Genomic DNA, 19,338 nt, shown 5'->3' with positions numbered 1-19,338 from the left:
AGAACCCGAAAGGTCCACACCGGAACCGAATGGCGGTGTGGGGGACCGGGTTCGGCGGTGCGCGGGGGATGGTCCGGGCGGTGCGCGGGGGATGGTCCGGGCGGTGCGCGGGGAATGAGCCGGGCGATCCGCGGGGACGCGCCCGCTGGTTGACGGGGTGCGCGTTCCGGCCGTGCGCCAGGGGCGCGGGCCGGCCATGTGCGGGGACGGCTCAGGGTCTGCGCGGGGACGCGCTTTGGCGGTCCGCGGGGGATGGGCGGGGCGGTGCGCGGGGACGCGCTCCGGCGGTCCGTCCGCGCTCAGTCCAGCTCGAGCACGCGTGCGTGCAGCACCTGGCGCTGCTGGAGCGCCGCCCGCACCGCGCGGTGCAGGCCGTCCTCCAGATACAGGTCGCCCTGCCACTTCACGACATGGGCGAAGAGGTCGCCGTAGAAGGTGGAGTCCTCGGCGAGCAGCGTCTCCAGGTCGAGTTGCTGCTTGGTGGTCACCAGCTGATCGAGGCGGACCGGGCGCGGCGCGACGTCCGCCCACTGCCGGGTGCTTTCCCGGCCGTGGTCGGGGTACGGCCGGCCGTTTCCGATGCGCTTGAAGATCACACGGAAAGCCTACCGGCCCCGGCGTTCCGGGCGCAGCCATGGCGACGGAGTGCGACGTGGGAAATGTCGTGGAGAACCCGGGCAAAGCGGCATCATGTCACGTCGGGTCAGCGGTGGCGGAACGCGCCGTGGCGACCGCTCCCCGTCCGGCGGGAGTTCGCGGCGTGACCGCGCGAGGGCGCCGTCGCGGTCTGCGGGACGCGTCCGCCGGTGGCCGACTCGCCCACACCGGTGGGGACTTGCCTGCTCGCGTACCGGCTCGCCGGCCGCCCCGCGGCGGCACCCGTGTCGCCCCGTCCGGCGTCGGCGCACAGTTGTCCACAGCCTGTGGATAACGGGGAGTGGCTCGGGGCGCACTGAGCCTCCGTCGGGTCCGGACGGAGGGGTGCGGGACCCCTTCGAGTCCGCCGCCCTTCCCGCGCCGAGCCCGCTCCTGCGCGGATGCGCCGCGTTCCCCTTCGCTCTTGGTGTTCGCCCGCACGGCGTACGGCCGCCCCCGGGTGGGGTGTTCACACGGTGCGTGGGACGCGTGCGGCGTGGCCGCGGATCCGGAGCGCCGTCGCGATCTCGACGATCCCGACGACCACCAGCCACCAGCCGGCCACCAGGACCAGCACGGCGACCGACTCCAGCGGCGAGACGATCAGGACGGCGCCGGCGGCGAAGGTGAGCAGGCCCAGGCAGATCTGCCAGCCGCGCGCGGGTGCCGTCCGGTCGTGCACGGCGGCCAGCGTCTGCGTGATCCCGCGGATCACCCACCCGATGCCGATCCACAGGGCGAGCAGCAGGATCGACTGGAGGGTGCCGCGGAAGCAGAACAGGCCCAGCAGGATGGACAGCGCCCCGCTGACGAACGCCAGCACGCGCAGCGAGGCCGTCCTGTGCGTGCCGAACGCGGCCGCCAGCTGGAGCACGCCGCTGACGAGGAGGTACAGACCCAGCAGGATCGCGGCGGCCAGCAGGGAGGGCCCCGGCCAGACCAGCATCAGGACGCCCAGGACCAGAGCCGCCACTCCGGCGGCGAGGACGGCCCGCCAGGCCGCGCGCGAGAGGGTGTGCAGGGGGCCCTCCAGCGGCCGTTCGTCGTACAGCGGCGGGGCGTGCGGGGCGCGTGCCGCGTGCACGCGGCGGTCGTCGTACTCCTGGCCCCACGGGGAGCCGCTCGGTGGCTCGCTCATGCCCCATGCTGGGACCGGGCGGACGTGTCCGGCCAGTGGGGGCGGGCCGGTCGGCTGACGCCGGCACCTGAACGGTCGCCGGAACGGCCGGCGCCTGGTTTCGCGCCGGGTCCGCACGGCTGGGGGATCCCCCTCTGCGGACCGGCGCGCTCCGGTACCGGGTCCCTGCCCGCGCCCTCAGTCCTCGGGCGCCCTGGCCGACTTGGCCGCCGCCTTCGTCTCCTGCTTGTACGCCCGCACCTCGGCCAGCGACTCGGGCCCGGTGATGTCGGCGACGGACCGGAAGGAGCCCGGGTCGCCGTAGGAGCCCGCGGCCTCGCGCCACCCCTCGGGCCGCACGCCGAGCTGTTTGCCGAGCAGGGCGAGGAAGATCTGCGCCTTCTGCTTGCCGAACCCGGGCAGCCCCTGGAGCCGTTCCAGCAGCTCGCGCCCGCTGCCGACGTCCCTCCACAGGGCCTCGGGGTCGCCGTCGTAGTGCTCGACGAGGTGCCGGCACAACTGCTGGATCCGCTTGGCCATCGACCCGGGATAGCGGTGCACGGCCGGTTTGTCCGACAGCAGCCGGGCGAAGGTCTCCGGCTCGAACGCCACGATCTCGTGCGCGTCCAGGTCGTCGGTGCCCATCCGCCGGGCGATGGTCGCCGGGCCCTTGAACGCCCACTCCATGGGAATCTGCTGGTCCAGCAGCATCCCGATCAGTGCGGCGAGCGGGCTGCGCCCGAGCAGCGCGTCGGCCTCGGGGTCCTGGGCGAGGTGCAGCGTGACGTCCATGTCACGATGATCACCCCGCGCCGTCTCCGTCGCAGCCGGGGGCGGTCTGCCGGCCCACGGCGGGGCCCGGCCGGCCCCTGCGGGCGGGCCCCGGGGTGAGTGATGTCCGGGCCCGGTCCGTACCTGTTCAGAAGCCCAAGTCCCACAACGGAGAAGTGACGTGGCCCGACGGCGGAGCGAGGGATGTGACGGCAGTGCGCGCTGCGGACGGCAGGGACGGCGAGAACGCCGAGGATGCCGGGGACACGCAGAGCGTCGAGACCATCAGGGGCTCCGGGGCGGCCGGCGGCTTCCGGGGGCGGTGCTGCTCGGCGCGCTCCTGGTCCTGCTCCTCCTCGGCGGAGCCGGAACCGCCTCGGCGCACGCCGCCCTCCGCGCGGCCGACCCGGCCGACGGCAGCGTCGTCAGGACGGCCCCCCGCGCCGTCACGCTGACCTTCACCGAGTCCGTCGGCCTGCTCGACGACTCCTTCCGCCTGTTCGACCCCGACGGGCGGCGCGTGCGCACGGGCGAGGCGGAACACGCGTCCGGCCGGGGCGACACCGCGCGCGTGCCGTTGCCGTCCGGGCTGGGGCAGGGCACGTTCACCGTTGCGTGGCGCGTGGTGTCGGCGGACAGCCATCCGGTCTCCGGGGCCTTCACCTTCTCCGTCGGCAAGCCGTCCCCGACGGCGGCGGTCGCCGCGGGCCCGGTGGAGGACCCGGTGACCGGCGCTCTCCACGCTCTCGCGCGCTACGCGGCGTACGCGGCCCTGGCCCTGCTCATCGGCACGGCGACGTTCGTCCTGGCCTGCCGTCCGCCCGATCCGGGCGCGCTGCGCCGGCCGCTGGCGGCCGGCTGGTGGGTCCTGCTCGCCTCGACGGTCGTCCTGGTGCTGCTGCGGGCCCCCTACGAGACGGGCGCGGGTCCGGCCTCGGCCTTCGACGCCGAGTCCCTGGGCCGCACGCTGACGAGCCGCCCCGGCCTAGCCCTGGTCACCCGGCTCGCGCTGCTTCCGCCGACCGCCGTCGTCCTCGTACGGCTGCTTCGGCGCCGCGGGCGGGGCCCCTCACGCCCGATGCTCGCGGGGGGCACCGCCCTGGCCCTCGCCCTGGCTCTTACCTGGGCGGCGGCCGAGCACGCGTCGGCCGGGATCCAGGTCCCCGTGGCGATGACGTCCTCCGTGCTGCACCTGCTGGCCATGGCGGTCTGGCTCGGCGGTCTGACGGCCCTGCTCACGACGCTGCGCCGGGCACCGGGGGGCGCGGCGGGGGACACGGTGGGGCGAGAGGCTGCTGCGGGCGATGCGGGCGGACGGGAGGCCACCGGGGGGCGGGATACCGCGGCGGAGGCGGACGGTGTCACCGCACTGACCGCGACGGTGGCCCGCTTCTCCCGCCTCGCCCTCGCCGCCGTGACCGTCCTGCTGGTCACCGGCGTCTACCAGTCCTGGCGCGGCCTCGGCTCGTGGACCGCGCTCACCGGCACGGCGTACGGGCGGCTCCTGCTCGCCAAGGTGGCGGTCGTCATCGTGCTGCTCGCCGCCGCGGGCCGTTCGCGTCGCTGGACGGCGAGGTGGTCGGCGCCGGCGGTGCCCAGGAGGCCGGGCGACCCCGACCGGTCCCGGGAGCCGGAGCGGGAGCCGAGCGCGGCCACGGCCCCTTCCGTGTCGCGCGCGGCAGCGCCCTCCTCCTCCTCCTCCTTCTCCTCCACATCGCCGAACGCAGCCGTGCGCTCCTCGGCGCCCGGTGCGCCCGGCGTGTCCGCAGCCGAGCCCGATAAGGCCACGCCCGCCGGTACCTCGAAGGAGACCGCCGATACGCCGAAGGCCGCCGGCACTCCGAAGGAGGCGTCCGCGTCTTCCTCCGTCCGTGAGGCGTGGCGCCGAGGCCTGCGCCGCTCCGTCCTGGCGGAAGTCGCGGTGAGCGTGGTGGTGCTGGGCATCACGACGACACTGACCGGCACCCTGCCGGGCCGGGCCGCCGCCGAAGCGGCCGACGCGGCACCCGTGGCCGGCGGCCGGACCGCCTCCGTCACGACGATCCCGTTCGACCTCGGCACCCCGGGCGGCCACGGCACCGTGCAGATCACCCTGGAGCCCGGCCGGGTCGGGCAGAACGCCGTGGAGGCGGTGGTCTTCGGTGCCGACGGCGGCCTGGCCGTCGTCCCCGAACTGCGCCTGTCCCTGTCGCTTCCGGCCAAGCGGATCGGCCCGATCGACGCCCGGCTCACCGACAAGGGCGGTTACTGGGGCACCGACGACCTCAACCTCCCGATCGCCGGCACCTGGACGGCGAAGGCGACGGTACGGATCTCGGAGCTGGACCAGACGAGCGCGTCGAGGACGATACGGATCCTGCGGTAACGGACGACGCCCAGCCCGGAGCCCAGCCTCCCCACCTCCCGGGAACAGCCCGCGCTCAGCCCTCCGCGCGCTGCCGCCCGTCGAGCAGCTCCCGCATCCGCTCGGCGGCGCGGACCGCCGCGTCGCCGCAGCAGTTGTTGAACAGGACATGCAGCTGTTCCACCCGCCCGGCGAGGGACGACAGCCGCGGCACCCACTCCGCGAGTTCGCCGTCGGTGTAGTCGTGCCGGAACCGGTCCTCCTTGCTGCCGGTGCCCCAGGCGGCGCTGCGCCCATGGAAGCGGACGACGGACAGCCGCGAGGAGGTGACGGGCGCGACGGGAGGGATGGACGAGGGCAGCCCCTGCGCCATGTCGACGGCGACGGCGGCGAAGCCGTACCGGCGCAGCAGAGCGGACGTGGCGTCGGCCTGTTCCTCCCGCCACCACGCCGGATGCCGGAATTCGACGGCCACCGGCCACTTGTCCGTCCGTCCGGCGCACTGTTCGAGGAACTCCTCGGCCCGCGCCCCCGGGCGGAACCACGGCGGGAACTGGAACAGCACGCTGCCCAGCCGTCCCGCCCGCCGCAGCGGCTCCACCGCCCCGGCGAACCGGTCCCACACCTCGTCGAGCACCGCAGGATCCCGCGGGTCGCCCCGCACGCCCTCCGGCAGCAGGGCGGACCGGGTGGGGTGTCCGGTGAGCAGGGAGAACGCCTTCACGTCGAAGACGAAGCCGTCCGGGGTCCGCTCGACCCACAGCCGGCTGTTGCGCTCGCTGGGGAGGGCGTAGTAGCTGGAGTCGACCTCCACGATCGGCAACCGCGTGGCGTAGTGGCGCAGCCGGCCCTCCGCACTCCGGGATCCCACCGGGTACCAGCCGCTGCGCACCAGCATCGGGTCCGTCCACGAGCACGCGCCAACCAGGATCTCTGCCATGGCGGGCGGTTACCCCGAGGTGGCCGTCCGTTGACACGCGGCGAGCCCGGGAATGGGACCGGCATGAGGAGGGTCGGATGTGTTCACCCCCACCGGCATATGCGGCATGCCGCTCCGTGAACACCGATCGTCTGTATTTCTGCCCGGAGTGCGATTTCTTTTCGGACACCTCGGCAATGCCGGTCGCGGCGCGTCGATGTCGCCGTATTACGGTGTTGACGACGTAAGGTGGGCGTGCCGCGACGCGACACGTGCGCGCTAGACGGCGCGTCAGCTGCCGAAAACCGCGGGCCCGAGGCGGATTTTCCCCGTGTCGGCCGCCGTCCCGCCGGCCGGGCGGGCGCCGCTCTCACCGCATATATAGGGCTTGTCAGGGGAATTCCTTCACCCGTTTGCCGCGCATCCGGCGCACCCGTACGGCGTTAATCGCGGTATGACTGAGGCAACCAGGGAAGGGCGCATCCGCCTGCTTGTGAGCCAGGGGCGGGCGGGCGCGACGGCCGGTCGCGGGGTGGCGCCGGGTCCCTCCACCCACGACCCCGCCCCGGCCCGGGCGTCGGCCGCGTCGGCCGTCGCCGCGGCCGGCGGAATCCTGACCAGAGGCGGACCGTCGGTGGCGGTGAAGGTGACCGAGCCCCTGCTGCGGAATTTCCTGGATGAGATGAGCGTGCTGGAGGCCGACCTCGCCCGGCGGTGGGTCCGTTCGGATGCCCAGTCCGTTTTTACGGGAGTGGAATAGCCGGACCGCGTCATGTATGACGAACGAATCGACCAACGTACGGGAAATCCCGCCGATCACCCGGGCGGATTCGTGGCAGCCGGCACCGGTCGGCACCGAGGTCCGGCCGAATTCTCCTCGGCGCCCCTGGTGCCCCCCGACTCCGCCTGGGACCCGGCCGAGGAACTGGCGTTCATGCTCCAGGAGGCGATGGAGGAGCAGCGGACCGCGGCTCCCCCGTCCGAGGACGAGCCCCCGGAGCCCACGCGGACTTCCGGCAGCCCCCTGGAGAACCTGCAGGACATCACGGCGGAACTAGGCCCGCTGAGGGAGGCCCAGCGCGGCCACCGCAAGGTCCGGCGGCGCAGGCAGTTCGACGGCGTGCGCACGGCCAGCCACGTCACCGCGGCCCTGGCCGCGGTGACCGCCTCCTCGGTGAGCTTCTTCAGCGGGATGGTCGCCTACGACCCGCTGCGCCTGGTGGCCATGGCCCGCCTGGAGACGGGACTCGCCTCCTGGTGGCCCATGCTGGTGTACGGGCCCTGGCTGGTGGCGTCGCTGTCCGTCCTGCGGGCCGCTCTGCACCAGCGACGCGCGGTCCACTCCTGGTGCGTCGTCCTGCTCTTCTCGGCCATCGCGATGCTGCTGTGCGTGGTGCAGGCGCCCAGGACGGTCGTCGACGTCGCGGCGGCCGCGCTGCCGGGCCTCGCCTCCCTGGCGTGCTTCCAGCAACTCGTCCGCCAGATCACGCTGACCCGCCCGCCCCGCCGGACGACTCCGCGCCACCGAGTGCACCGCAACCCGCAGCCGGACGCCTCCGCGGACGCCGGAAAGGCCGCATCCGCACCCAAGCCCGCCCAGCCCGCCCAGCCCTCCTGAGGCTCCACCCACACGACGACGACGCCCCGACCGCCGCGCACGGCCGGGGCGTTCGTACTTCCCCGCTCATCGTCCGCGGCGGGACCTCCGCGGCCGGCGACCGCTCGGCGGAGACCAGCAGCGCCGAGAGCGGGTTGTCCAGCGAGTCGCCGAGGAACTCCCAGACGTCCGCTCCGGGCCGCCACCCCGCGCAGATCAGCGAGAGACCCCCCGTGACCAGGGCCGCGCCGAAGGCGGCCGCCGGCTCGAGCCCGGGCATCTCGCCGATGTCGGCCGGATTCAGCGGCCCCACGACCGCTTCGGCCGACGGGCCCCAGATCCCCGGCGTCCCGGACGTCCTGATCGACTCGGTCATGGGCCGGGAGCCCCGGGGGAGAGTTGCCCGGAAGCGGGCGCGGTACGTGCATGTGACGGGAGTCATGCTCCGCAAGGTCGCCCAGCAGGTGGGTGACGCGCTCCGGACGCCACCCGGCGCCGAGGAAAAGACCGACTGAGACGGAAACTGAGACGGACAACGTCGAAGGGCCCCACCGCGAACGGTGGGGCCCTTCGACATCGTGCCCGGTGAGGCACTGGCGGAGGATACGAGATTCGAACTCGTGAGGGGTTGCCCCCAACACGCTTTCCAAGCGTGCGCCCTAGGCCTCTAGGCGAATCCTCCGCCGGAAACATTACATGACCCGGAGGTGTGCTCGCGAACTCGTTCCGCCCGGTCCGCATCGGGTACGCTGTGCGCAGCCCCCCACGCGGCGCTATCTGACTGAACTCCCCCAGGGCCGGAAGGCAGCAAGGGTAAGTCGGCTCTAGCGGGTGCGTGGGGGGCGCTCGCGTTCACCGGGCCGGCCCGGTTGTCGGTGGGCGCCTATAACCTCGTATGCGTGTCGTCTCTCGCTCTGTACCGCCGCTACCGCCCGGAGTCCTTCGTCGAGGTCATCGGGCAGGCGCATGTCACCGACCCGCTGCAGCAGGCGCTGCGGAACAACCGGGTCAACCACGCGTACCTGTTCAGCGGTCCGCGCGGCTGTGGCAAGACGACCAGCGCGCGCATCCTCGCCCGCTGCCTGAACTGCGAGGAGGGGCCGACGCCCACGCCCTGCGGCGTCTGCGAGTCGTGCCGCGACCTGGCCAGGAACGGCCCGGGGTCCATCGACGTCATCGAGATCGACGCAGCCTCGCACGGTGGTGTGGACGACGCCCGTGACCTGCGGGAGAAGGCCTTCTTCGGACCCGCGCGCAGCCGGTACAAGATCTACATCATCGACGAGGCCCACATGGTCACGTCGGCCGGCTTCAACGCGCTGCTCAAGGTGGTCGAGGAGCCGCCGGAGCACCTGAAGTTCATCTTCGCGACGACCGAGCCCGAGAAGGTCATCGGCACCATCCGGTCCCGGACCCACCACTACCCCTTCCGGCTCGTCCCGCCGGGCACCCTGCGCGACTACCTCGCCGAGGTGTGCCAGAAGGAGGACATCCCCGTCGAGGAGGGCGTCCTGCCGCTGGTCGTACGGGCCGGCGCCGGATCCGTGCGTGACTCCATGTCCGTCATGGACCAGCTGCTCGCCGGCGCGGGGGACGAGGGTGTGACCTACACCATGGCCACCGCCCTGCTCGGCTACACCGACGGCTCGCTGCTCGACTCCGTGGTGGAGGCGTTCGCCACCGGGGACGGCGCGGCGGCCTTCGAGGTCGTCGACCGCGTCATCGAGGGCGGCAACGACCCGCGCCGCTTCGTCGCCGACCTGCTGGAGCGACTGCGGGACCTGGTGATCCTCGCCGCGGTCCCGGACGCGGCGGAGAAGGGACTCATCGACGCCCCCGCCGACGTGCTGGAGCGGATGCAGGCCCAGGCCCACTCCTTCGGCGCAGCCGAGCTGAGCCGCGCCGCCGACCTCGTCAACGAGGGGCTGACCGAGATGCGGGGTGCCACGTCGCCGCGCCTCCAGCTCGAGCTGATCTGCGCCCGTGTCCTGCTGCCCGCGGCGTACGGCGACGAGCGGTCCGTGATGGCCCGCCTCGACCGGATCGAGCGCGGTGTGAGCTTCTCCGCGGGCGCCGGGGCACCCGCCATGGGATACGTGCCCGGTCCGGAGGCCCACGGGGCGGCGGCTCCCGCGGGGCCCGCACTCGCGGCTCCCCCCGGCGGTGGTCCCGCGGGCGCCCCGGTTCCGCCGGTAGGCAGTGTCGCGGCGGCCCGCGCGGCGGTCCGCGCTTCCGGCGCTCCCGCCGGTGCGGGGACCGCGGCGGCTGCGAGAGCTCCGGGACCGTCGGGCGCCCATGGACCGGCCGGCCCCTCCTCGGGCCAGGGACCCGGCCCCTCCTTGGGCCAGGCACCCGGTGGTCCTGCGCCCTCCGCGCCGTCCACCCCGCCGGGGCCTGCCGCCGGTGACCGTTTCCAGGAGGCACCCGCCCCCGCCGCCGCGGCTCCGGCCGCCGCGCAGGCCGCACCCTCAGCGGCGGCCTCCGCTCCGTCCGCGCCCGGTGCCTGGCCCACCGCGGCCGCGGCGGGCGGCGGCCGGCGTCCCGGTGGCTGGCCCACGGCGGCGGCTCCGGGCGGCGGACAGCCCGCGGCCGCGCCGGGAGGCCAGGCACCGGCGCGGGCGGCCGCGACACCGTCCGCCCCCGCTGCCTCTCCCGCCTCCCCGGCCGGCCCCTCCGCGCCGGCCCCGGCGGGCGGCCTCGACCCGCGCTCCCTGTGGCCGAACATCCTCGAAGCGGTCAAGAACCGGCGCCGCTTCACCTGGATCCTGCTCAGTCAGAACGCCCAGGTGACCGGCTTCGACGGCACCACGCTCCAGCTCGGATTCGTCAACGCGGGCGCCCGCGACAACTTCGCGAGCAGCGGCAGTGAGGACGTGCTGCGCCAGGCGCTGGCCGAGCTGTTCAACGTCCAGTGGAAGATCGAGGCGATCGTCGATCCCGCGGGCGGTGGATCGGCACCGCCGCCGCCCGGAGGGTTCGGCGGTGGCGGCGGCTACGGGTTCGGTGGCGGCGGTGGCGGCGGCTACGGCGGCGGGACCGCGACCGCCCAGCGAACGGCGGCAGCTCCGCAGTCCGTGGCCGCGGCGCCCGCACCGACCGCGTCGACGGCCCGGACGGCGTCGGCCGCGGTGCCCTCCTCCGCCCCGCCACGGCCGTCCGCGCCCGCCCCGGCGCCCGTCGCCCCCGAGGACGACATCCCGGAGGACGACGACCCCGACCTCGACGAGTCGGCCCTGTCCGGCCACGAGCTGATCGTGCGCGAGCTCGGGGCCACGGTGGTGGAGGAGTACACCACGGAGTGACGGACGGCGCCGCCTCGCGCCCGCAGGCGCCCGACCCGCGGTCGCGTGTCGCGTGGTGCCTGACCGGCGGCGACACCGACGACCGCACCCGCCACGCGGGCGCCAGAGGGCGATCCGGGTCCGGCGCCGGCGCCTGTCCCGGTGACGGCCGGATGCTCCACTGACGGCCGGGACGCTCCCCGGCGGCCCCGTGGTCTGCCGTTCGTCGTCACCGGAACGTTCCTGCGCGGTCGGCGGCGCCCGCCGTGTGCTGCCTTCCCGGCCGCGGGCCTTGGACGAACGCACGAGTCCCCTGCCCCCCACCCTTCGGAAGCCCGCACAAACCGCCTCGGCCCGCTGCCGTTAGGCTGACCCCGTGAAGGTCCTCGTCATCGGAAGCGGCGCCCGCGAGCACGCCCTGTGCCGTTCCCTGTCCCTCGACCCCGACGTCACGGCGCTGCACTGCGCTCCCGGCAACGCCGGCATCGCGGAGGTCGCCGAGCTGCACCAGGTGGACGCCCTCGACGGCGCCGCCGTCTCCGCGCTGGCGGGTCGGCTCGGCGCCGACCTCGTGGTCGTCGGTCCGGAGGCCCCGCTGGTGGCCGGTGTCGCCGACGCCGTGCGCGAGGCGGGCGTCCCGGTCTTCGGTCCGTCCGCCCGGGCGGCCCGGCTCGAGGGCTCCAAGGCCTTCGCCAAGGACGTGATGGCCACCGCCGGCGTTCCCACGGCCCGGTCGTACGTCTGCACGACGGCGGAGGAGGTCGCCGCCGCCCTCGACGCCTTCGGCGCCCCGTACGTGGTGAAGGACGACGGTCTCGCCGCCGGCAAGGGCGTCGTCGTCACCGACGACGTCGAGGCGGCGAAGGCCCACGCCGCCGCCTGCGACCGCGTCGTCGTCGAGGAGTACCTCGACGGGCCGGAGGTCTCCCTCTTCGCCGTCACCGACGGCGTGACGGTGGTCCCGCTGCAGCCCGCGCAGGACTTCAAGCGCGCCCTGAACAACGACGAGGGCCCGAACACCGGCGGCATGGGCGCCTACTCCCCGCTGCCCTGGGCCGATCCCAAGCTGGTCGACGACGTGCTGCAGTCCGTGCTGCAGCCGACCGTGGACGAGATGCGCCGCCGGGGCACGCCGTTCTCCGGCCTGCTCTACGCCGGCCTGGCGATCACCGGCCGCGGTGTCCGCGTGATCGAGTTCAACGCCCGCTTCGGCGACCCCGAGACGCAGGTCGTGCTGGCCCGGCTGCGGACGCCGCTGGCCGGGCTGCTGCTGGCCGCGGCCACGGGCGCCCTGGCCCACGTGGAGCCGCTGCGCTGGAGCGAGGAGGCCGCCGTCACCGTGGTCGTCGCCTCGCACAACTACCCCGGCACCCCGCGCACCGGCGACCCCGTCACCGGGCTCGACGAGGTGGCCCGTCAGGACGCCCCGCACGCGTACGTCCTGCACGCCGGCACCCGGCGCGAGGGCGACACCGTGGTGAGCGCGGGTGGCCGCGTGCTGTCGGTCACGGCCACGGGCAGGGACCTGACCGAGGCCAGGGACCGCGCCTACACGGCCGTCGCCCGCGTCAACCTCGACGGTTCGCACCACCGGACGGACATCGCGGCGAAGGCGGCCGCGGAGGCGTAGCCGTTTTCCGGCCATCGCTCCGGCGGCTCACCGGCCCCGGCAGCTACATCCCCCACGCACGCCGCAGGCCCCGGACGAAGATCCGGGGCCTGATCTTTGCTGTACGTCATCCACCTCTGACCAAAGCCATTCCATCGAGTGACCAATCATGGTTACGGCTGACGGGGGCCGAAGCCCCAACTAGGGTGCGGCGCAAGCGTTCCGGCACTTGGCCCACCGGCATTGCGATGTCGGTGCGCGGTGCCACAGTGGGGGAGTGAGCAACACCAGGACCGTCGGGAGGGGGTGACGTCCGGTCGTGACCGGTATGGGTGTGGAGGTCGGCGCGCAGGCCGCGCGCTCCCGCGCCGTCGCCGTGCTGCGTGTCCGCGGCAGGGCGCTGGCCCTCGCTCTGCTGCCCGCCGCCGTGGCCGTCGTCCTCCTGGCCGGGGGCTCCACCGGGCACCTGACGGGCCAGGGCTGGGACGCCGTCCGCTGGATCGCGGGCGTGGCGGCGGTGCTCGTCCTGCTCGTCGCCGCCGGCATCGGCCTGGTCGTCGCCCGTGCCCGCCCGGCCACGACGCCGACGGTCCCGATCCCCGAGGAGTCGGCCCCGGACCTGTACCGCCTGGTGCGCGACCTCGCCGACCGCCTCGAGGTGCCGGCCCCGTCCGCCATAGCGCTCACCCCGGACTGCGACAGCTGGCTGGAGGACCGCACCCACCCGGCCCACGGCCCTCCCGCCGGGCACCGCGGCGACGCGGGCGGCACACCCGGACACGCCTCCGTCCGGTCCGGGCGTGCGGCCGCGCCGGTCCTCGTCATCGGCTCCCCGTTCCTGTGGTGGATGCGCGTCGGCGAGCTGCGGGCGGTCCTCGCCCCGGTCGTCGCCGGTACGGGGCCGTCCGCGCAGCCCGACATAGCCGCGGCCCGCCGCTTCGTCCGGGGGCTGGACGCGGCCGTGGCCGTGGCCTCGACGTCCGGACGCCGCCCACCGGCCCGGTCGGTGTGGGCGGGACTGGGATGGGTGGCCGGTCTGCTGCTGCGGGGCTGCCGCGAGCACGCCGTCCAGATGGAGCGGGGGGTGGCGGCCGCGGCCGCCGAGCGGGCCCAGGCGGTGGACTACGGCCTCCGGATCGTGGCCCAGGAGCAGGTGGGGCTGGCCTACGCGGGTTGGGACCGGCTGCTGACCCGGGTCGCGCTCCCCGCCTGGCGGATGGGCCGCTGGCCGTCCCGGCTGGACGCGGGCGTCGTCTCGGCGCTGACCGAGCTGTCCCGCCGGGACCGCCTGGCCGAGGGCTTCGCCTCGCGCCTCGGCGAGCGCCCCGCCTGCGACCTGCTCGAAGAGCCCGGCCTGGTCGACGAGGCCGCCTCGCTGCTGGCCGCCCGCCTCTTCCACGGCGGGCCGGCCGGGCGCGGCCCGGACTGGTCCCCGGTGGACTGGCAGCAGTACCCGGAGGAGGTCGTCGACCGGAAGTGGCGCACGGACGCCGCCCGCCTCCACCGGGTCCTCGACGCCCTGGGTGTCCGCCGCTCCCCGCAGCCGCCGGCCACCGACCCGCACGGCCCGACCCTGGCCCGTGTCCTGGACCACCTGGGGACGCCGCCCGTCGGCGACCACCGCCCCGTGCCGCCCGCGGGCCCCGGCCGTGGCGGCCGGCCGGCGGAGGACGGCCAGGAGGTGGGGGACGGTCTCGCCAACGAGCGGAGCGCCGCGCTCGCCGCCGGGCTCAGCGCCGAGGTGGCGCGCGAGGAGGCGGCGGCACCGCCGGCGCGGGACGCCTCGGCGGAAACCGCCGCCCAGATCCCCGCCTCGGCCCTGTGGGACGACGGCTCGCTGCCGCTGCTGCCGCTCCAGCCGCCGCGCACCGGCCGCGAACTCCTCGCCGACCATGTCACCGCCATGGTGTGCTGCGCGGCGATGGACACCGTCGGCGCCGCCCCGGGACTCGACTGGCTCGACGGCCCGTCCCTGCTGATCAACGGGGAGAGGACCGCGGACCTGGGCCCCAGGGTGCTCGCGCTCGTCGAGGACGGCGACCCGGCCCCGCTGCGGAACTGGCTGGCCGACCTGGGGATACGCCCGGAGAAACCGGTACGGCTGGTGTGACGGGCAGGCCGCGGGGACCAGGGCCCGCGGGACGGCGGCGGGAGCCGGGGCCGCAGGACCGGCAGTCCCGCGCGTGCCCGGCTGACGGCGGCCGAGCGCCCCGCCGGGCCGGCCGGAGGGGCGGCGGACGCTCACCGGGAAGTTACCGGACCACCCGACTCCACTTTCGGTCAATCGGCAACCAATAGTGACAGACTGCGCGCCACATGTGATGTGCTGGGACCGACCGCGCATCTGGCAAGAGCGCGCGACATACGACAGGCACACGCGCGCGTACGCACCACACCCCGCGTACGCGGCAGGACTCCGGTACGCGCCACGAACCGCGTACCCGCCGGGCACCAGGACCACCGCGGACCACACGGGGGCACGAGGGAGGGGACGGCCATGGGATCGGACCACATCCGCCGCTGGGAGTCGGGAGCACTCGCGCACGCCGTGACGGATCCGTTCGGACAGGGGCCCCTCCCCTGGCTCCGCGGGACCGAGGCGTACTTCGACGACACCGGCCACGTGGTGCCCTGGTACGTCGAAACGCCCCCGCGGCCCGCCGCCGGGGTCCCCCGCGTTCCGGCCCCGCGCTCCTCCGGCGGGCCCCGCTCGGCCGACGACGTCCGCCGTCAGATCAAGGGCTTCACCGACACCGGCGCCGTAGCTCCCGGTGAGGCGATCGACTTCCACGTCACGGTCGACCCGCCGCAGCAGTTCGGCGTCGACGTCTACCGCATCGGCCACTACGGCGGCGACGGCGCCGCCAAGATCACCACCAGCCCCCGTCTGTCCGGCATCGTGCAGCCCCCGCCGCTGACCGCCGACCGCACGGTCTCCTGTCACCACTGGTGGCTGTCGTGGCGTCTGCAGGTCCCCTCGTACTGGAGCGTCGGCGCCTATGTCGCCGTGCTGACCACGGCCGACGGCTACCGCTCCCACGTCCCCTTCACCGTCCGCGACGACCGCCCGGCGGACCTGCTCATGGTCCTGCCCGACATCACCTGGCAGGCCTACAACCTCTACCCGGAGGACGGCCGCACCGGCGCCAGCCTGTACCACGCCTGGGACGAGGACGGCCGCCTGCTCGGCGAGGCCGACGCCGCGACGACCGTCTCCTTCGACCGCCCCTACGCGGGCGCGGGCCTGCCGCTGCACGTCGGCCACGCCTACGACGTCATCCGCTGGGCCGAGCGCTACGGCTACGACCTCTCCTACGCCGACGCCCGCGACCTGCACGCCGGCCGGGTCGACCCGACCCGCTACCGCGGCCTGCTCTTCCCGGGCCACGACGAGTACTGGTCGACCCCCATGCGCCGCACCGTCGAACGGGCCCGCGACCACGGCACGTCCCTGGTCTTCCTCTCCGCCAACACCATGTACTGGCAGGTGGAGCTGGCCCCCTCCCCGTCCGGTGTGCCCGACCGCCTGCTGACCTGCCGCAAGCGCAAGGGGCCGGGCCGACCGGTGCTGTGGCGGGAGGTCGACCGGCCGGAGCAGCTGCTGATCGGCATCCAGTACGCGGGCAGCGTCCCCGAGCCGCACCCGCTGATCGTCCGCAACGCCGGCCACTGGCTGTGGGAGGCGACCGGGACGCACGAGGGCGACGGGATCGAGGGACTGGTCGCGGGCGAGGCGGACCGATACTTCCCGCGCACCCCGCTGCCCGAGCACGACCACCGCGTCCTGCTCGCCCACTCCCCGTACACCGACGGCGAGGGCGTCCTGCGCCACCAGGAGACCTCCCTCCACCGCGCGCCCTCGGGGGCCTGGGTCTTCGCGTCCGGGACCTTCGCCTGGTCTCCTGCCCTCGACCGCCCCGGCCACGTCGACGCGCGGATCCAGCGGGCCACCGCCAACCTCCTGGACCGCATCTGCAAACGCGACTGAACGTCCGTGGCACGCCCGCGGCCGGCCCGCCCGGCCCGCACCCCAGCCCGAGGCCGGCCCCGCTCGTACGGGAGAATCGAGCCACTGGGACCACCCGTCGCCCGCCACCCCCTCCGTGCGGGCCCGACGGGGACCCGTCCGTCTTCCACCACGGGGAGGAACCGTGTCCGGATTCGTCGAAAAGCCCGAGCCGATCGAGGTTCCGGGGCTGGTGCACCTGCACACCGGGAAGGTGCGCGAGCTGTACCGGAACGAGGCGGGCGACCTCGTGATGGTCGCCAGCGACCGCCTCTCCGCCTACGACTGGGTGCTGCCCACGGAGATCCCCGACAAGGGCCGCATCCTCACCCAGCTCTCCCTGTGGTGGTTCGACCTGCTCGCCGACCTGGTCCCGAACCACGTCCTGAGCACGGACGTGCCCGAGGGCGCCCCCGCCGACTGGGCGGGCCGCACCCTGGTCTGCAAGTCGCTGCGGATGGTGCCCGTCGAGTGCGTGGCCCGCGGCTATCTCACCGGCTCGGGCCTGGCCGAGTACGCCGAGTCCCGCACGGTCTGCGGCCTCGCCCTGCCCGAGGGCCTCGTCGACGGCTCGGAACTCCCCGGACCGATCTTCACCCCGGCCACCAAGGCAGAGGTCGGCGAGCACGACGAGAACGTCTCCTACGAGGAGGTCGCCCGCCAGGTCGGCGCGGACACCGCCGCCCAGCTGCGCCAGGCGACCCTCGCCGTCTACGGCCGCGCCCGGGACATCGCCCGCGACCGGGGCATCATCCTGGCCGACACGAAGTTCGAGTTCGGCTTCGACGGCGACGATCTCGTCCTCGCCGACGAGGTGCTCACCCCGGACTCCTCCCGCTTCTGGCCGGCCGACCAGTGGCAGCCGGGCCGGGCGCAGCCGTCGTACGACAAGCAGTACGTGCGCGACTGGCTGACCTCCGCCGAGTCCGGCTGGGACCGCGGGAGCGAGCAGCCCCCGCCGGCGCTGCCGCAGCACGTCGTGGAGGCGACCCGTGCGAAGTACGTGGAGGCGTACGAGCGGCTGACGGGCCTGAGCTGGTCCTGACGGGAGACGGCGCACCGGGCCCCCGGGTCCGGTGACCGGAAACCCCTGGTCAGGAACGTCGAAGGCCCCGGTCGGTGGACCGGGGCCTTCACTCTCTGAGCGGACGACGAGGCTCGAACTCGCGACCTCAACCTTGGCAAGGTTGCGCTCTACCAACTGAGCTACGTCCGCACTGCGCCGTGGCGCGAGGCCAACTATACCAACCTCGCTCGCGGGCGAGACGCACTGCCGCAGGCCGGTTCTCCGCCCCGGGCTTCGTCACGGCCGACGGCAGGTGGTTCCGCACCGTTCCCGGCGCCGGCGCGGCCCGCTCGGCGATCTCCGGGACGGGGCGCCCCGTCCGCGGCCGGTTCCGGCGCAGCGGCCGCGCGCGGTCAGCGGCGAGCCCCGGCGACACGGAGTCGGCGGCCAACTCCGGGTCACATGGCGGTTTCCCGTGCACAGGGTGCGGATGATCTCCGGGAGCCGCCGGGCGCCGGCGACCTTGGGGACGCCCCTGCGGCGGCCCGCCCGGAGTGCCCGCGTCGGGAACTCCGGATACCCATGACGGGTCGCGGTCAACGCCTGGCTCGGGGCAGCCCGGGCCGCGGGAGTGTGGCGACCTTCACACCGTCCGCGCCGGCGTCCGGAGCCCCGGCACGGCGATGTCGGGCCGGCGCGCCCGCGTCCTGGCCGGTACCTCCGGCCCGCTCGCCGCCCCGGCGACGACGAGGAGGAGGCCTTGAGTGAAAGGAGCGCGGCGAGCGCGCCCGGACGAGCCGCCCGTCGCCTGCGAGCAGAGGCCCGCTGCCATCGGCTTCTAGCCTCCGTTCGCCGTGTATCGACGCTCCTGAGCAATGAGCGGCCCAGGCTGTGAGCCCCATGTCCTGGAGGTCCGTCTCCCCGGTCGGAGGACCGCTGCCGAACGGCGAGGCGTCGCAGGACGCCTGGCCGGCCGTCACCTCGGCCGGGGAGCTGGCGAGGGCACCGCGGAGGGGCGAGGGCGTGGTCCGGAGAACGAGAAAACCCCGGTCGCATGACCGGGGTTCTCACTGGAGCGGACGACGAGGCTCGAACTCGCGACCTCAACCTTGGCAAGGTTGCGCTCTACCAACTGAGCTACGTCCGCATTGCCTCCGACCGGCTCCCACCGATCGGCGCGAGCACCAGCCTACCTGATCCTCGCGCGAGCTCTCGACAGGCTCGAGCGGGGAGACCCCATCCGGGTCAGGACCGGCGGTGCAGAGCGGGTGACAGGGATCGCACACTGCGCCTTCCCCCTGGAAGGGGGATGTTCTACTACTGAACTACACCCGCGTGTACTCCGTGGGAACCTGCCTTTCGGCCTTGCCCCTCGGCGTGCTCCAGACATTAGCTGATCAGCAGGGGGGGTGCGCAAGTCGGTTGACCGCAGGGCCCGGTGACGGGCCCTGAGTCGACGCGCGAGTGCACCCCGGCCCCTCCCGGAGCCGCGTCCCGGGGCCGTCCGGGGTCGCCCCCGTCAGCGGGCCGCGGCGAACGCCTCGTAGACCTTCTTGGGGATCCGGCCGCGCGCCGGCACCTCCATCCGGTTGGCCTGCGCCCAGGCCCGGACGGCGGCGGGATCGGGCGCGACCTCCGTCTGCCGGTACGCCCGGCCCGACTTCGACCGCTTGCGGCCGGCCTCCACGTACGGCTCGAGCGCCTTGCGCAGTTCCTCGGCATTGGCGGGATTGAGGTCGATCTCGTAGAACCTGCCGTCGAGTCCGAAGGCGATCGTTTCCGTCGCTTCCGAGCCGTCGATGTCGTCAAAGAGAGTGACCACGACACGCTGCGCCACGAATATCGGTCCCTTCGTGCGACACCTGCGACCACGCGCTCCGCCATGATGCGAAGACGTTCGGAGATGTCGACTGTCCGCCGGTTGCGGGAAAAGTATCGGCTGTCGCCAATTCATTTGTACAGTGCCGAGCATTGTGAAGTGAAGCCCGGCTAAATCCATCCGCGTGTCCTCGGCAAAACGGGATGCGGAGCCAGGTGGAACTTTCGCAGGTT

At 74.2% G+C, this 19,338-nt stretch carries 14 protein-coding genes, 4 tRNA genes, 1 other RNA gene and 2 pseudogenes; 10 read left to right on the top strand and 11 right to left on the bottom strand.

All coding sequences use genetic code 11. From position 1 onward, the window contains the following. Positions 1-299: 299 nt before the first annotated feature. The 3 genes from ACWDNY_RS12185 to ACWDNY_RS12175 all read right to left on the bottom strand — a co-directional run bounded on the left by ACWDNY_RS12185 (position 300) and on the right by ACWDNY_RS12175 (position 2,545). Complete coding sequence (locus tag ACWDNY_RS12185) at positions 300-596, bottom strand: type II toxin-antitoxin system VapB family antitoxin (RefSeq protein ID WP_004943146.1); 297 nt, start codon at positions 594-596, stop codon at positions 300-302. 509 nt (positions 597-1,105) lie between these two features. After that, positions 1,106-1,774 carry an HdeD family acid-resistance protein gene (locus ACWDNY_RS12180; protein WP_451645638.1) on the bottom strand — a complete coding sequence of 223 codons (669 nt, stop codon included), beginning with the start codon at positions 1,772-1,774 and terminating at the stop codon, positions 1,106-1,108. Between the two features lie 177 nt (positions 1,775-1,951). Further along, complete coding sequence (locus ACWDNY_RS12175; RefSeq protein ID WP_451645637.1) at positions 1,952-2,545, bottom strand: HhH-GPD-type base excision DNA repair protein; 594 nt, start codon at positions 2,543-2,545, stop codon at positions 1,952-1,954. Positions 2,546-2,846: 301 nt separating this feature from the next. Between ACWDNY_RS12175 and ACWDNY_RS12170 the strand changes: the two genes are divergently transcribed. Next, positions 2,847-4,889, top strand: coding sequence for a copper resistance protein CopC (locus ACWDNY_RS12170; protein ID WP_451645636.1), 2,043 nt, complete (start codon positions 2,847-2,849; stop codon positions 4,887-4,889). Between the two features lie 55 nt (positions 4,890-4,944). Here ACWDNY_RS12170 and ACWDNY_RS12165 read toward each other — a convergent pair whose 3' ends face one another. Next, positions 4,945-5,808, bottom strand: coding sequence for a DUF72 domain-containing protein (locus tag ACWDNY_RS12165; RefSeq protein ID WP_451645635.1), 864 nt, complete (start codon positions 5,806-5,808; stop codon positions 4,945-4,947). Between the two features lie 433 nt (positions 5,809-6,241). On the opposite strand from ACWDNY_RS12165, the gene ACWDNY_RS12160 reads away from it, so the two are divergent. Both ACWDNY_RS12160 and ACWDNY_RS12155 read left to right on the top strand, forming a co-directional pair. Beyond that, entirely contained in the window at positions 6,242-6,547 is a 306-nt protein-coding gene (locus tag ACWDNY_RS12160) for a hypothetical protein (RefSeq protein ID WP_451645634.1), read from the top strand. A 129-nt stretch (positions 6,548-6,676) separates the two neighbouring features. Continuing rightward, complete coding sequence (locus ACWDNY_RS12155) at positions 6,677-7,405, top strand: DUF2637 domain-containing protein (protein WP_451645633.1); 729 nt, start codon at positions 6,677-6,679, stop codon at positions 7,403-7,405. Between the two features lie 55 nt (positions 7,406-7,460). On the opposite strand, the pseudogene ACWDNY_RS12150 reads toward ACWDNY_RS12155, so the two are convergent. Continuing rightward, a pseudogene (locus tag ACWDNY_RS12150) lies at positions 7,461-7,706 on the bottom strand (ATP-binding protein); the annotation flags it as partial. Between ACWDNY_RS12150 and ACWDNY_RS12145 the strand changes: the two are divergent. Then, positions 7,618-7,899 (top strand): hypothetical protein, encoded by a 282-nt coding sequence (locus ACWDNY_RS12145; RefSeq protein WP_451645662.1) that lies wholly within the window; start codon positions 7,618-7,620, stop codon positions 7,897-7,899. The pseudogene ACWDNY_RS12150 and the gene ACWDNY_RS12145 overlap by 89 nt on opposite strands. Before the next feature lie 79 nt (positions 7,900-7,978). On the opposite strand, the gene ACWDNY_RS12140 is transcribed toward ACWDNY_RS12145, so the two are convergent. Beyond that, positions 7,979-8,066 (bottom strand) — tRNA-Ser (locus tag ACWDNY_RS12140). A 72-nt stretch (positions 8,067-8,138) separates the two neighbouring features. On the opposite strand from ACWDNY_RS12140, the gene ffs reads away from it, so the two are divergent. From ffs to ACWDNY_RS12110, 6 genes are all read left to right on the top strand, one after another. Continuing rightward, positions 8,139-8,237, top strand: an RNA gene (gene ffs / locus ACWDNY_RS12135) — signal recognition particle sRNA small type. Positions 8,238-8,283: 46 nt separating this feature from the next. Further along, positions 8,284-10,686 carry a DNA polymerase III subunit gamma and tau gene (locus ACWDNY_RS12130; RefSeq protein ID WP_451645632.1) on the top strand — a complete coding sequence of 801 codons (2,403 nt, stop codon included), beginning with the start codon at positions 8,284-8,286 and terminating at the stop codon, positions 10,684-10,686. A gap of 355 nt (positions 10,687-11,041) precedes the next feature. Beyond that, positions 11,042-12,295, top strand: coding sequence for a phosphoribosylamine--glycine ligase (gene purD, locus ACWDNY_RS12125; RefSeq protein WP_451645631.1), 1,254 nt, complete (start codon positions 11,042-11,044; stop codon positions 12,293-12,295). Positions 12,296-12,602: 307 nt separating this feature from the next. Further along, entirely contained in the window at positions 12,603-14,384 is a 1,782-nt protein-coding gene (locus ACWDNY_RS12120; RefSeq protein ID WP_451645656.1) for a hypothetical protein, read from the top strand. Positions 14,385-14,771: 387 nt separating this feature from the next. Continuing rightward, entirely contained in the window at positions 14,772-16,262 is a 1,491-nt protein-coding gene (locus tag ACWDNY_RS12115; protein WP_451645630.1) for a N,N-dimethylformamidase beta subunit family domain-containing protein, read from the top strand. A 163-nt stretch (positions 16,263-16,425) separates the two neighbouring features. After that, positions 16,426-17,325, top strand: a complete 900-nt coding sequence (locus ACWDNY_RS12110) for a phosphoribosylaminoimidazolesuccinocarboxamide synthase (protein WP_451645629.1) — start codon at positions 16,426-16,428, stop codon at positions 17,323-17,325. Between the two features lie 98 nt (positions 17,326-17,423). On the opposite strand, the gene ACWDNY_RS12105 is transcribed toward ACWDNY_RS12110, so the two are convergent. The 5 genes and pseudogenes from ACWDNY_RS12105 to ACWDNY_RS12085 form a co-directional block, all read right to left on the bottom strand. Continuing rightward, positions 17,424-17,496: transfer RNA gene (locus tag ACWDNY_RS12105), tRNA-Gly, on the bottom strand. 28 nt (positions 17,497-17,524) lie between these two features. After that, positions 17,525-18,075, bottom strand: a pseudogene (locus ACWDNY_RS12100) (DNA-binding response regulator); the annotation flags it as partial. A 282-nt stretch (positions 18,076-18,357) separates the two neighbouring features. Next, positions 18,358-18,433: transfer RNA gene (locus ACWDNY_RS12095), tRNA-Gly, on the bottom strand. A gap of 116 nt (positions 18,434-18,549) precedes the next feature. Next, positions 18,550-18,621 (bottom strand) — tRNA-Gly (locus ACWDNY_RS12090). A gap of 184 nt (positions 18,622-18,805) precedes the next feature. Next, entirely contained in the window at positions 18,806-19,123 is a 318-nt protein-coding gene (locus ACWDNY_RS12085; RefSeq protein ID WP_451645628.1) for a histone-like nucleoid-structuring protein Lsr2, read from the bottom strand. Positions 19,124-19,338: the final 215 nt, after the last annotated feature.

The sequence above is a fragment of the Streptomyces sp. NPDC003697 genome (assembly GCF_053587115.1).
The sequence above is the reverse complement of the archived record's forward strand: the minus strand, read 5'-3'. Positions and strand labels throughout refer to the sequence as shown.